General features: G+C 38.6%; 11 protein-coding genes. 4 read left to right on the top strand and 7 right to left on the bottom strand.

The window, feature by feature from the left end; all coding sequences use genetic code 11:
* The first annotated feature begins 88 nt into the window (after window positions 1-88).
* Complete coding sequence (locus CXF89_RS05225; protein ID WP_180961381.1) at window positions 89-3,148, top strand: ATP-binding protein; 3,060 nt, start codon at window positions 89-91, stop codon at window positions 3,146-3,148.
* A 25-nt stretch (window positions 3,149-3,173) separates the two neighbouring features.
* On the opposite strand, the gene CXF89_RS05230 is transcribed toward CXF89_RS05225, so the two are convergent.
* The 6 genes from CXF89_RS05230 to CXF89_RS05255 all read right to left on the bottom strand — a co-directional run bounded on the left by CXF89_RS05230 (window position 3,174) and on the right by CXF89_RS05255 (window position 10,403).
* The gene (locus CXF89_RS05230; protein ID WP_121953991.1) at window positions 3,174-4,007 is read right to left on the bottom strand and encodes a UDP-2,3-diacylglucosamine diphosphatase; all 834 of its coding nucleotides are present in this window, start codon (window positions 4,005-4,007) and stop codon (window positions 3,174-3,176) included.
* Window positions 4,008-4,598: 591 nt separating this feature from the next.
* Entirely contained in the window at window positions 4,599-6,323 is a 1,725-nt protein-coding gene (locus CXF89_RS05235; protein WP_121953992.1) for a proline--tRNA ligase, read from the bottom strand.
* Between the two features lie 89 nt (window positions 6,324-6,412).
* Complete coding sequence (gene tsaA / locus CXF89_RS05240) at window positions 6,413-7,117, bottom strand: tRNA (N6-threonylcarbamoyladenosine(37)-N6)-methyltransferase TrmO (RefSeq protein WP_121953993.1); 705 nt, start codon at window positions 7,115-7,117, stop codon at window positions 6,413-6,415.
* Between the two features lie 205 nt (window positions 7,118-7,322).
* A complete protein-coding gene (locus tag CXF89_RS05245) occupies window positions 7,323-7,892 on the bottom strand; it encodes an outer membrane beta-barrel protein (protein WP_024599554.1) in 570 nt (189 codons plus the stop codon).
* Window positions 7,893-8,159: 267 nt separating this feature from the next.
* Window positions 8,160-8,624, bottom strand: coding sequence for an acyl-CoA thioesterase (locus CXF89_RS05250; RefSeq protein ID WP_007586808.1), 465 nt, complete (start codon window positions 8,622-8,624; stop codon window positions 8,160-8,162).
* A 132-nt stretch (window positions 8,625-8,756) separates the two neighbouring features.
* Window positions 8,757-10,403 (bottom strand): electron transfer flavoprotein-ubiquinone oxidoreductase, encoded by a 1,647-nt coding sequence (locus CXF89_RS05255; protein WP_121953994.1) that lies wholly within the window; start codon window positions 10,401-10,403, stop codon window positions 8,757-8,759.
* Between the two features lie 221 nt (window positions 10,404-10,624).
* Here CXF89_RS05255 and CXF89_RS05260 point away from each other — a divergent pair, with 221 nt between their 5' ends.
* Both CXF89_RS05260 and CXF89_RS05265 read left to right on the top strand, forming a co-directional pair.
* A complete protein-coding gene (locus CXF89_RS05260; protein WP_121953995.1) occupies window positions 10,625-11,374 on the top strand; it encodes an electron transfer flavoprotein subunit beta/FixA family protein in 750 nt (249 codons plus the stop codon).
* A complete protein-coding gene (locus CXF89_RS05265) occupies window positions 11,375-12,301 on the top strand; it encodes an electron transfer flavoprotein subunit alpha/FixB family protein (protein WP_121953996.1) in 927 nt (308 codons plus the stop codon).
* A 137-nt stretch (window positions 12,302-12,438) separates the two neighbouring features.
* Here CXF89_RS05265 and asnS read toward each other — a convergent pair whose 3' ends face one another.
* Window positions 12,439-13,836: an asparagine--tRNA ligase gene (asnS, locus tag CXF89_RS05270; protein WP_010552735.1), complete on the bottom strand. Its 1,398-nt coding sequence runs from the start codon at window positions 13,834-13,836 to the stop codon at window positions 12,439-12,441.
* A gap of 297 nt (window positions 13,837-14,133) precedes the next feature.
* Between asnS and CXF89_RS05275 the strand changes: the two genes are divergently transcribed.
* Window positions 14,134-14,568: an ATP-binding protein gene (locus tag CXF89_RS05275; protein ID WP_121953997.1), complete on the top strand. Its 435-nt coding sequence runs from the start codon at window positions 14,134-14,136 to the stop codon at window positions 14,566-14,568.
* Window positions 14,569-14,586: the final 18 nt, after the last annotated feature.

Consider the following 14,586-nt stretch of genomic DNA (forward strand, 5'->3'; position numbering starts at 1 on the left):
AATTATAACGATAACTGATTAGTTAGATGGTCCAATTCTTTCGTTAATGCTCTATACTAATAACAATAAAAATTTATGGTGAAGGTAAATGCTAAAAAGAAATATTTTGTTGAATGTAACAAAAAATAATAAATTAATGCTCGTTGCAACAATAATATTTGTTCTTATAGCTTTGCCTTCTCTATATATGTTCGATCAAAAAGTAAGAAGTGATGTTTACCATTCAGCTCAAATAGAATTAAAACGTGAGCTTGAAACAAAAAGCCTTTCACTAAAAAACCATCTTAAAGATAGTGTTACCGCTATTCGCTTTTTAGACGCAACGCCCCCGATTAAAGGCATTACTCGCGCCACTGAAAACAAGAAAATAGATCCCTTGTTAGGCACGCGCATTGACGTTTGGGAAGAGCGCTTAGCGAGTATTTTTAGTGGTTTTATGCGCACAGACGACAGCATACTTCAGGCTCGCTATATTATTCTCGCAGATGGTGGGCAAGAAGTTGTCAGGGTTGATAGAAACCAACTCGGAGAAATTAATCGGCTGCAAGGCCTGCAATTACAAAAGAAAGGCCAACGCGATTACATGATAAAAGCGAGTATGCTCGATAATAAAAGTGTTTATATTTCTCCTATTAACTACAACCGTGAAAATGGGCAGATACAAGAACCTTATATAAGTACTTTTCGTGTAGCTAAGCCTGTTTTTGATGAAAAAAATAAAATTTTTGCAATATTAGTCACTAACTACTTTGCTGATAAATTAATAAAAAGTTTAACGGTTGAATCTCCACAAGGAACACAAATTTACCTAATGAATAATGAAGGTGAATTTTTATATCATCCAAACTCTCAATTACGCTTCGGTTTTGAATTTAATAAAGCAAAAACATGGACTGAAGAATTTTCCACTGCAAGCACAATGGCAGAGCAAGGCACTTTACCGCTAAGTAATTACCCAATTGCTTACACGTTAAAAAAACGTATTTCGCTTGATGGTGATATTGCCATGTTACCTTTAGAGCTTGGTGTAAGTGTTGATACTAAAACGTTGTTTGCAAAGGTGAACGAAAGGCGTCAAAACTTTATTGCAATGCTAGTGGTATTCTTTAGCGTATTTTTAGTTATTGCCTTTTTATACCAACGTTTTATAAACCGTAAGTTGTTAATTAATTCTCTAAAAGAGCAAAACAATAAAGTAATAGAAAATTCTTTGGATGCTATTTTTACAATTGAGAAAAACGGCGAAATTGTTCACTTTAATAATACAGCTAAAGAGGTTTTCGGTAATTCAATCTCAGGCACTAGCCCTGACTTTGTTTCTTTATTTAACTTAAATGAAGCCGATAATAACTGTATAGAAGAGACTATTTCAAACGGATCAAAAATGCCGTTTGAAGCTATCTACACAGATGGTTATGGCAACAAACAATACTTTTCAATTACACTCAGTAGTATTTTTGATGTCTACAATAACCGTTATCAGGTAGCGGCTATTTTAAGAAATATTAGCTCATTAAAAAATACTCAATCAGAGCTTGAAGGCTTAAACAGTACTTTAGAGCTAAAAGTATCACAAAGGACTGTTGAGCTAGAGCGAGCAATTGATCAAGCATTAGCAGCGAGCCAAGCAAAAAGTGACTTTGTAGCAAATATATCTCACGAAATACGCACACCGATGAATGGCGTTTTGGGTATGCTTGAAATGCTCAAAGAAGATGGCTTAAGTGAACAACAATACCATTACTTAAAATTAGCTAATAGTAGTGCTAACTCTCTGATGAATTTGATTAACGATATTCTCGATTTTTCTAAAATTGAAGCGGGTAAGCTTGATATTGATAATCATACATTTGATGTTGTTACAGTATGTAGCGATATGATTAGCTCTTTAGCGTTACAAGGCCAGCGCAAAGGTCTTGAAGTATTTTTAGATACTAAAGATGTAGTAGACAGAATGGTTATTGGCGACAGCCATCGCCTTAAACAAATTTTAATTAACTTAGTTAATAATGCTTTTAAATTCACTCACCGAGGTGAAGTAAGTTTAACAATTGGTTCTAAGTACATTACCGACTCAAAGTTATTAATGAGCTTTACAATAAAAGACACTGGTATTGGTATAGCACCAGAGAACATAGACAAACTATTTGAAGTGTTTACACAAGAAGACTCAAGCACAACCCGCCACTTTGGTGGTACAGGCTTAGGTTTATCTATATGTAAAAAGCTCGCTCAGTTAATGGGTGGTAATATCACTGTTATAAGTGAAAAGGGCGTTGGTAGTACATTTACAGCAACGGTTGAGCTACACGTCGCACAAGAGAAAAAACTAAACACAGGTATTGAACTTGCTACTAGCATTAGCGTAGCTGCATTAATAGCGCGCGATAATGTCTATCAAAATGTGTGCGATTTATTGCTATTAACTTGTAAAGTAAATGCAGAAAACATTATAAGACTCGACTACTTTAGTGAGCATAAAGAGTTTGAGGCTGACTTATTATTGATTGATGATGAGCACCCTCAAATTGATGCCCTTATTAATTACTGTAAACAGTTTAATAAAAAGTATGTTTTAATTTTACGCGACATGGTGACCGATAAACCAACTAAAATGGTGTTACCTGAAGGTAGCCATATTTTAAATAAACCGCTTACCCAAGATCAATTCAGCTATAAGTTAGCCAGCTTATTTGGTGCTAGTAATGACTGTATTATAGCGCCACCCAAAGGCTTAACAGAAGAACAAGTAGAGCCTGACCTTTCTGCTTATCATATATTATTAGTAGACGATAATATGATAAACATTGAAGTAGCTAAGGCGATTTTAAAACGTACTAAAGTAAAAATTACCTGTGCATCAGATGGCGTAGAAGCATTAGAAGCATTGAGAGAAAACACAGAACAATCCTTTGATGTAATTTTAATGGACTGCCAAATGCCTAATCTAAATGGGTACGATACAACGAGTGAAATCAGAAATAGCAAAGCCGGAGTCGATTACACACACATTCCTATTATTGCTATGACAGCAAGCGCGATGGAAGGTGATAGAGAGCGTTGTTTAACTGCAGGCATGAACGACTATATTACTAAACCAATCAAGCCAAGAACGCTAAAAGATAAGTTAATCACCTGGCTAAGTTAATAGTTATTAATTGAGAATCAGCTGCTTATGCAGCTGATTTTTTTGGTTTAGCATCCGTTGATATATTTAACTTTGTTATGTCGGCGCTATCGAGTACGGATTGTGTGTCTGACCAATGTAGTAATTCAATTTTTCCATCTTGCTGCTCTACTAGCGCTGTACAGCTCTCAATCCAATCTCCATCGTTACAATACATAATTCCGTCATCAATTTTTATTTTGGGATGATGAATGTGTCCACAAATAATACCGTCTACGTTTTGCTTTTTAGCTTCATGAATTGCGGCATCTTCGAAGGCTTTAATTGCTTCACGTGCTTTGTGTACGCGAGCTTTTATCCATGATGCAAGCGAGTAGTAATTACCACCAAATAGCTTTCGAATACGATTGGTCCAGCGGTTTAAAAATAATAAAAAGTCGTATCCTGCATCACCCGCGATACTAATAAGTTTGTTATAGCGTGTCGCCGAATCAAAATCATCACCGTGTACGAGTAAAAAACGTTTATTAGCTTTAGTAGTGTGAATAAACTGCTGGTGGATTTCAATACCAAATAACGTTTGATTTATATAGTTCCTAAACGTTTCGTCATGATTACCGGGTATATAAATGACGCGTGTACCGTTAACTGCTTTTTGTTGTATACAGCTCAATACTTGATAATGCGAAGGGTGCCAATAAAACTGTCTTTTCATCGACCATAAATCAATAATATCACCCACTAAATAAAGTGTGTCGGATTCTACCGAGTTTAAAAAATCGAGCAAATAATCGGCTTTACAGTCTTTGTAACCTAAATGAACATCTGATATCCAAATAGTAGGGTAGTGTTGCTTCTTACGCTGTTGATTGTTTGTCATGCCCGTTATCCATAGTGTAATAGTTAACACTGTAGATAAACCCAATGACACTTATGAGACACTTTAGCGAAGCCTCTATGACAATTTATACAAAGTCATGCAATTAAAATATTTATATAGAGCTAGGGCGTGTTGACCTTTCGTGATTGATTTTTACAGCAGACTGTTTGGTTTTTCGGCAAGGAAGAGAATATGTAGCGTGGTTATTCTCCATAAATAGGCGATAACGCAGTATAAATGCCAAACATGCGCTGCCCTTTGAGTTCTTATAGGGACTATTAACTCTTTGTTGCCTACATGGATGTCGGTAAGGGGCGTAAGCAGGACGCGGAAGCTTTGCTCGGCTTTACTTATTCTTACATGGATGTAAGTCAGTAGAATAACGCAGGAGCAGTTATCGAGTCTACTAGGTTACAAACTTCGCGCTGCGATTAAATCGTCCCTAGATTGAGCGAATTTCAACCACGAGATCAATGCGCCTTAGGAAAGGTGAGTTGATGATCAGCTACCATTACGCATTGCTATTAATTGCGCATAAAAAAGGCCGCATTTTAAATGCGGCCTTATAGTCTGTTCTAAGCGAGGGTGTTATTAACCTTTAACGGCTGCTTTAATTGCATCAATTGCTGTATCGATATCAATCATTAGCTTTTCACCTGTACGGCGGTTTTTAAGCTCAACTTTATTCTCGTCAAGGTTACGCTCACCAATTACTAGCGTAAATGGCACACCAATTAGCTCCATGTCATTAAACATAACGCCAGGGCGCTCTTTACGATCATCAAATAACACATCAAGACCTGCATCTTTTAAACCTTGGTAAAGGTTATTTGCAATATCAGGAATACGATGCGATTTGTGCATGTTCATTGGAACAATTGCTAAATCGAATGGCGCGATTGATTTTGGCCAAATGATCCCGTATTGATCGTTGTTCTGCTCAATAGCAGCGGCAACAATACGTGAAACACCAATACCGTAACAACCCATAGTCATGGTTTGGTTTTTACCACCTTCGTTTAACACGCCGGCTTTCATGGCTTCTGAGTATTTAGTGCCAAGTTGGAAAATATGCCCAACTTCAATACCGCGTTTAATTTGCAAAGTACCTTCACCACATGGGCTCATATCGCCTTCAATAATATTACGAATATCAGCAACGTCGTAATCAGTTACGTCACGATCCCAGTTAATACCGCTGTAATGCTCGTCGTCTTTATTTGCACCGGCAACAAAATCAGCAAGTATGTTAGCTGTTCTGTCAACAATAATAGGCATTGATAAGCCAACAGGGCCTAATGAGCCAGGCTTTGCGCCAATAGCAGCAACAATATCCGCCTCTGTTGCCATTTCAAGCGGAGAGTCTACTAAAGGGTGTTTTTCAGCTTTTAGTTCATTTAATTCGTGATCGCCACGAAGTACAAGTGCCACTAAACCACGTACTTCATTTTCATCAGGCGTACCATAAACAATTAACGTTTTAACACCGCGATGTGGCTTAACACCGTAGTGTTTTTTAAGCTCATTAATAGTTTTAGCGTCAGGTGTTGGAAACGCTTTAAGCTCTTTTGATGCTTCAGGGCGAGCTTCAATAGGTGCCAGTGCTTCTGCTTTTTCAATGTTAGCGGCGTAATCACTGCCATCACTAAATGCAATGGCATCTTCGCCCGATTCAGCAAGTACATGAAACTCATGCGATACGCTACCACCAATAGAGCCTGTATCGGCTATAACAGGGCGGTAATCAAGGCCTAAACGCTCAAAAATGTTACAGTATGCTTTGTGCATTGCTTGATAAGTTGCATCTAAACACTCTTCACTTAAGTGAAAAGAGTAGGCATCTTTCATTGTAAATTCACGAGCACGCATTACACCAAAACGAGGACGACGTTCGTCGCGTACTTTAGTTTGTACTTGGTATAAAGTAACCGGTAGTTGTTTGTAGCTGCTTATTTCTTTACGAACAAAATCTGTAATAACTTCTTCGTGTGTTGGGCCAAGTGCAAACGTACGGTTATGACGGTCTGTAAAGCGCATAAGCTCAGGACCAAATTCATTCCAACGACCAGACTCTTCCCACAAATCAGCAGGTTGAATAACAGGCATTAGCATTTCAATGGCTCCAGCTTTGTCCATTTCTTCACGTACAATGTTTTCTACTTTACGTAGCACGCGTAAACCAGAGGGTAACCAAGTGTATAAACCCGAAGCGACGCGACGGATCATACCGGCTCTAAGCATTAACTGATGCGATACAATTTCAGCATCTGATGGCGTTTCTTTAAGTGTTGCGAGTATATATTGGCTTGTACGCATGTTTTTTCCGAAATAGAGTAATTATATTCTTTTAATAGAGCTTAAGTTTACCAGCGGATGCTTTTACACTAAAGCGCTAAGTGAGTTATTTAGTTTTTTTCTATGCTTGTTACTAAGTTATGTGCATCATTAACCTGCCAGCGAATATTAAAGTCATAGAGAGTCATCCCGTAGCTTTGCATTTCTTCTTTTTGTTTTTTATAAGCAGGGCGAGGATCTTGTTTTAAAACATTGGCTATAAAATCATGTAAGTCTGGGTATTGTGATTGGGCATTAACGAACTCAATTGCCTGAGGGCTAAATTCAACCGTCATTTGTGTTTCAGGGCGCGTGTCAGCAAAGCCAGCGCTTGCATCGGGCATTGAGTCTGAATAAGGTAAATACGGTTTTATATCAATGATTGGTGTGCCATCAAGTAAATCAATCCCAGCAAGTAATAAGCTAAGTTGTCCGTTTTTATATTCAATGCCTTCAAGTTTTACTGCGCTCATTCCAATCGCGTTGGGTCTAAATGTAGCGCGGGTAGCGAATACGCCTTTTCGCTCATTACCACCTAATCGTGGAGGGCGTACCATAGCAGAATAACCTTTATCAGCTGTTTCGTGAAAACGAAATAGCAACCAAATATGAGTAAATTCATCGAGCCCGCGTACAAATTCTTCGCGATTAAAATCAGGTGCAAAAATAAGCTTTGCTTTAGCTTGGGGCACTAAACGCGGTTGCCTAGGTATAGCAAACTTTTGTTTATAAGGAGATTCAATGTGGCCAATAGCCGAAATGGTGTAATCGCTCATAGTACTCGGGTACAAATAAAATAGAGCGCTATTCTACCCGCATTTAGTCTTTATCGCATTAAGGTAAGAAAGTTTATTACTTATAAACCGCTCGGTTTAAATCTTTAATTAGACTGAATGGTTTATATGATTGTATTAGTTAAAAAGAGCCTGAAACAAAAAAGGTAAGCCCTTAGGCTTACCTTTTATACATGTTAAATATTAATTAAAACATGTACTGAACTGATACAGATGCTACATCCATATCTGGATCAATATCGTCATCAAGTTTGTAGCGTTCGTACTCTAAACGAAATTGTACATTTGTTGTAAGTGCGTATTCAATACCCGCACCATAAAACGCATCACCACCATCTGTAGAAGCTGTTACACCGCCTACTGGTAAATCTTGTGTGTAATCAGCATCCCATTCAAGCCAACCGCCTTTTGCATACACAGAAAAGCTCTCAGTGATAGGATAGCCCAGACGTGCGGCAAGCGATACGCCATCAATTTCAGCTTTGCTGTCGATATCACTCACTTCATCAAAGTTTTGATATGCAAGCTCTAAGCTTAAGTATTCATTAAATTGTGCACCAACGTAACCTTTAAGCATTTGTGCATCGTCGTCAAAATCAGTGTCGTTATCGCTATCTTCAAATTCAAAAGAATATTGACCGTAACCAATACCTGTGTAGATACGTGGAGAATCGAAATCAGAAATGTCAGCGTGTGCTGCAGAGTTAAAACCCATTGTTGCTAAAGCAAGTGCAGAAAGAGAAAGTGTTTTAATCATTGAATAGCTCCTTTAAAATAATTTAAATGTTTGATTAAACTTATCAAACGACAATTATCTAGTTGCAGCGAACATGCCAATTTTAAAAATGATATTAAAACGCCATAATAGCTACTTTTGTATTAGTTATTATGGCGTTTAGATTGTTTTATAAACAAACTGAACTTTTTGATGATTTTGTTTTCAAATATAAGTTGTATGTTTTACAAAACATTATGAGTTTTTTACATGCCTATTGGATACATTCTTAAATGATTATTTTGGCACCTAAACTGTATGAAGCAAGTTTTCTGTTTCTATCGCAATTTCTTTCATTTTTATAGCGTAGTTTTCTAATTTAATATCTTCTTCGGTCACGGCTTTAAACGAAGGCACTTCTATTGGGTAACCCGTTTCATCCATAGCAATAAAGCTGATAACACAATGATTTGTTTCAACCATATTTTGTGTTTTTGGATCGCCACAACGCACTTGAATAAATATTTGCATGCTACTTCTACCCGTATGGGCAATTTTAGCTTCTACTTCGACTATTTGACCCACTAAAATAGGGCGTCTAAATTTAACACCCGCAACCGAAACCGTTACGCAGTAGTGACCACTCCAACCCGCAGCACATGCATAGCCTGCTTGGTCAATCCATTTCATGACGGCCCCACCATGAACTTTACCACCAAAATTAACATCGGTAGGCTCTGCTAAAAAACGAAAAACAACTTTTGACGACGGCATAGCTAACACTCTTATTATTAAAACTACTATTAGCATAACGTAAAAAAGGGGCCGAAGCCCCTGCAATTTAGGATATGTTTATAATTTATATGTAAAAAAAGTGATTATATGTGTATATAACGCATAATTTAGTTACATATTAGGGTAGTTTGGCCCACCAGCACCTTCTGGGGTTACCCAGGTAATGTTTTGGCTTGGGTCTTTAATATCGCAGGTTTTACAGTGCACACAGTTTTGGGCGTTAATAACAAACTCTTTATTGCCTGCTATTTCTTGTACTTCGTAAACGCCTGCTGGGCAATAACGCTGTGCGGGTTCATCAAATTTAACTAGATTTACGTTAATAGGAATTGACGCATCTTTGAGCTTTAAATGACAAGGCTGTGATTCTTCGTGGTTAGTATTTGATAAAAACACACTTGAGAGTTTATCAAAGCTAAGGTATCCATCTGGCTTTGGGTACGCTATTTTGTCAGCAGCGTTAGCATCTACAAGGGTCGAGTGATCGGGCGTATTATCTTTAAATATAAACGGTAAACCACCATTAAAAATGTTTTGATCAAGCGTGTTATACGCACCACCTATAAATTTACCTAATTTGTGCATAGCAGGGCCAAAGTTACGAGATTGATATAACTCTTTATATGCCCACGATTGCTCAAACGCAGTTTGATAATTAGCTAAATCGGTATTTGCCAACTCATTTTGCAATGCTTCAAAAATAACCTCAGCGGCAATCATTCCTGATTTCATTGCGGTGTGATTACCTTTAATTTTTGCAAAATTAAGTGTGCCTGCATCGCACCCTATAATTAAGCCACCAGCAAAATGCATTTTTGGTAATGAATGTAAACCGCCCTTAGCAATAGCACGCGCACCGTAAGCAATGCGTTCTGCGCCTTCAAGTACGTTTTTAAATACTGGATGGTGCTTCATTCGCTGAAACTCATCGAACGGGCTTAAATGTGGGTTTGAGTAATTTAAGTCAACAATTAAACCTACAACGACTTGGTTGTTTTCACTGTGATACATAAATGCACCACCATTAGTATCGCCGCTAAGTGGCCAACCAGTACCATGAACAACTTTGCCAAGCTCATGCTTACTTTCATCAATTTGCCAAATTTCTTTAAAGCCTAAACCGTAATGCTGCGGCGATGAATCTGCATCAAGTGCAAACTCATTAATTAGCTGCTTACCTAAATGACCTCGGCAGCCTTCTGCAAATATAGTGTATTTTGCACGAAGCTCCATGCCTGGCATGTAACCGTCTTTTTTATTACCGTCTTTGTCGACTCCCATATCGCCAGTGATAATGCCTTTTACTGCTTTATCTTCAATTATTAAAGAGTGTGCGCTAAATCCTGGAAAAATCTCTACGCCTAAGCTTTCAGCTTGTTCTGCTAGCCATCGACATACATTACCCATAGATACAATGTAGTTACCATCATTATGAAATGTTTTTGGCGTAGCAAAGTGGGGGATTGATGTCGCTTTTTGCTCGTTATTAAACCAATAAATTTCATCGTTAGTTACTTTGGTTGTAACCAGTGCGCCAAGCGCTTGCCAATTTGGTAGCAGTTCATCCAAAGCTTTGGTTTCAAAAATAGCGCCTGAGAGTATATGTGCACCCACTTCAGAACCTTTTTCGACGACGCAAATCATGCACTCTTGTTGTTTTTCTTGTGCTAATTGCGCGAGTTTAATTGCACTTGAAAGCCCCGCAGGGCCAGCGCCAACAATTACTACATCAAATTCCATGGTTTCACGTTCGACCATAATAACCTCTTTATATATGACGGACTTATTCGAATGTTTACTACGCATTTAAATAAGGTGTACAGCCTATTTTTAACCTTGCAAATTAAACGTTACAGACTGTGAATAGTTAAAGGTTATTTTAGGTTGACGTTTACGTCAACAGGAAGTAGTCTAATTTCATAAAATAAATAAGTTGACGTGCACGTTACCTTGTAGGTTTAAATAATTATGGAGTTCCTATGAAAGTTCTCGTACCAATAAAAAGAGTGATTGATTACAACGTAAAAGCACGCGTTAAAAGTGATAACAGCGACGTGGATTTAACCAACGTAAAAATGGCAATGAACCCATTTTGTGAAATTGCTATAGAAGAAGCAATCCGCCTTAAAGAAGCCGGTACAGCCAATGAAGTTGTTGCTGTTACTATTGGTCCTAAAGCATCGCAAGAGCAATTGCGCACAGCATTAGCACTGGGTGCCGACAAAGCCATTCACATCGAAACCGATGAAAAGCTCGAGTCACTCCATATTGCAAAGCTACTCGCTAAAATTGTAGAGCAAGAAACGCCTGAACTTGTTATTTTAGGTAAACAGTCAATTGACTCAGATAATAATCAAACAGGTCAAATGCTTGCTGCGCTTACTAATCGTGGGCAGGGTACATTTGCATCCAAGGTTGTTATTGAAAATGGCAAAGTAAACGTGACCCGCGAAGTTGATGGCGGGCTGCAAACGGTAGCACTTAATTTACCGGCGGTTGTTACAACTGATTTACGCTTAAACGAGCCTCGTTACGCATCACTGCCAAATATTATGAAAGCCAAACGTAAGCCGCTTGAAGTAGTAGCAGCTGATTCGCTTGGTGTTGATTTAACACCGCGAATGCAATTAATAAGCGTAGAAGAGCCAGCTAAACGTACCGCAGGAATTATTGTTGAAGACGTTGCACAGCTTGTAGAAAAATTAAAAACAGAGGCAAAGGTGATTTAAATGAAAACACTCGTAATTGCAGAGCACGACAACGGTGCCTTAAAACCAGAAACCTCAAAAACTATTAACGCTGCAGTAAAAATGGGTTTTCCTGTTGATGTGCTTATTGCAGGGAACAGCCTAAGCGCAATGAGCTCACAAGTGGCCAGCATTGTTGGCGTAGCTAATGTTTTAGTTGCCGATAATAGCGTTTATGAACATCAGTTAGCTGAGAGCATGACCGATTTAGTTTTATCGCTTAGCGACACCTACAGCCACATTGTTGCAAGTGCTACTACAACAGGTAAAAACTTTATGCCACGTGTTGCTGCGTTATTAGATGTTGCGCAAATTTCTGAAATTATCGCAGTAGTGGACGCCGATACATTTAAACGTCCAATTTATGCAGGTAATGCAATCGCAACGGTTAAATCACTCGACAGTAAAAAAGTAATTACCGTACGTGCCAGTAGCTTTGATTTACAAGGTGAGCAATCAGCTGCTGCTATAACAAGCATTGATACAGTGTCTGATTCGCAATTAAGTAGCTTTGTAAGTGTTGAACAAACCGAATCAGAACGCCCTGAACTTACGGCTGCCACTGTCGTTATATCGGGTGGTCGCGGTATGCAAAACGGTGAAAACTTTGCACTACTTAATGGTATTGCCGATAAACTAGGTGCAGCTATTGGCGCATCGCGTGCAGCAGTTGATGCAGGCTTTGTACCTAACGACATGCAAGTAGGGCAAACAGGTAAAATTGTAGCGCCTAATTTATATATTGCAGTAGGTATTAGCGGTGCTATTCAGCATTTAGCCGGTATGAAAGACTCAAAAGTAATCGTTGCGATTAATAAAGATCCTGACGCACCTATTTTTCAAGTTGCAGATTACGGTTTAGTGGCTGACCTATTTGAAGTACTTCCACAGCTAGAGAATGCTTTATAGCAGTTAACTTAAAATTTATTCTGGTTGAAAGCCGTTGTGCTCTTTGTGTGCAGCGGCTTTTTTATTCGGTAAATTAAAGACACAAAAAAACCAGCCAATTGGCTGGTTTTTAGTATTTATAAACGGCTAACTTAGTATTAGTAAGTTGCGCTGCCTTTAGTACGAGGGAAGGCAATAACGTCACGTACGTTGCCCATACCTGTTACATAAGCAACTAAGCGTTCAAAGCCTAAACCAAAGCCTGAGTGCGGCACGCTACCGTATTTACGTAGATCGCGGTACCAGCTGTAATCTTCTTTGTTTAAGCCCATTTCTTCTAAGCGTGCATCAAGTACATCAAGGCGTTCTTCACGTTGTGAACCACCAATGATCTCACCAATACCTGGTGCTACAATGTCCATTGCGGCAACGGTCTTACCGTCTTCGTTTTGGCGCATGTAGAATGCTTTAATGTCACGTGGGTAGTTTTTAATAACTACCGGTGCTTTAAAGTGCTCTTCAGCTAAGTATCGCTCGTGCTCAGACTGTAAATCTACACCCCATTCAACAGCGTACTCAAACTTTTTACCACAGTTTTTAAGGATTTCTACTGCTTCAGTGTAATTTACCTGCGCGAAGTCTTTTTCTACAAATTCTTCCAAACGCGTAATTGCAGTTTTTTCTACACGTTGTGCAAAAAATTCCATGTCATCACGGCGCTCTTCAAGTACGGCTTTAAACACATACTTAAGCATATTTTCAGCAAGTTTTGCGATGTCTTCTAAATCAGCAAACGCAACTTCAGGCTCTACCATCCAAAATTCTGCAAGGTGGCGTGATGTATTTGAATTCTCTGCACGGAATGTTGGGCCAAACGTGTAAATTTTTGACATTGCAGACGCGTAAGTTTCGCCATTTAACTGGCCAGATACAGTAAGGAATGCTTCTTTACCGAAGAAATCTTCGCTGTAATCAACTTCGCCTTTGTCTGTAAGCGGTAAGTTTTGCATATCAAGCGTAGATACACGGAACATTTCGCCAGCACCTTCACAGTCACTTGCCGTAATAATTGGCGTGCTGATCCAGTAAAAGCCTTGCTCGTGGTAAAAACGGTGAATAGCTTGTGCTAAACAGTTACGTACACGAGTTACCGCGCCAATCATATTTGTACGAGGGCGAAGGTGAGCGTGCTCACGTAAGTACTCAATGCTGTGGCGCTTTGCCGACATTGGGTATGAATCTGGGTTTTCTACCCAACCTAATACAGTCACTGTATTAGCTTGAATTTCGTAAGATTGACCTTGACCAGCAGATTGTACTAAAACACCAGTAACAGACACAGAACAACCGGCTGTTAAGCTAGTAACTTCATCATAATTATTCAGTGAATTAGGAACTACCGCTTGAATAGGATCAAAACACGAACCGTCATGAACGGCTAAAAATGAAATTCCTGCTTTTGAATCGCGGCGAGTACGGATCCAGCCCTTAATTGTTACTTGGCTGTCTACCGCAACATTGCCTTTTAATAGCTCTGAAATCGCTAAATGGCTCATCTTCACTCCAATGATATAAGTTGCCTAACTATTTTATTTTAACTGTGCGCAGCACTCGGGCATAAATTGCACATAAACGGCGCTGCACTTGAACCCTGTATCTTACCTAGTAAAGTTGAATAAAAAAACTATTGTGGGCAACTCTTTAAAAGTTTTTATGCATGCGGTTTATTTTTAAACAGTTTTTAGAGTTTAATTGCTACTATTATGATTTGTTGCTCTTAAATTTAATGATTTTGTGGCATTATTAACAAACAAATCAAATTAATATTTATTCACACTTAAAAAATCGATGCTATGAAACAAGTTTTTATTTTACGAGGACTACCAGGAAGCGGTAAGTCTTACTACGCGCAAAGCCTTGCTGACGAATTAGGTGGAGTTGACGAAAGCCAATACCTAATCTGCTCAACTGATGATTACTTTATTAATGAGCTGGGCGAATATCATTTCGATAAATTTAAATTGTCGCAATTTCATAATTTAAATTTAGCGCGCTTTATAAACGCACTTGCTCAAGGTATGCCATTGGTGATTGTAGATAACACCAATATTAAAAAGTGGGAATTTATAGCTTACACCCAAGCTGCTGTTGCTTTAGGTTATCAAGTAAAAGAAGTGATAGTGGGTGAAGTGAAAGACAAATCAATGCAGCACTTATATGCTAAACGTAATTCGCATAATGTCCCGCTTAAAACAATAAGCAAAATGGCCTACATGTTTGAGTGGTAGTGCTAAATTTTAGACTGC

The sequence above is a fragment of the Pseudoalteromonas sp. MelDa3 genome (genome assembly GCF_002863625.1).
GTDB lineage: Bacteria > Pseudomonadota > Gammaproteobacteria > Enterobacterales > Alteromonadaceae > Pseudoalteromonas > Pseudoalteromonas arctica.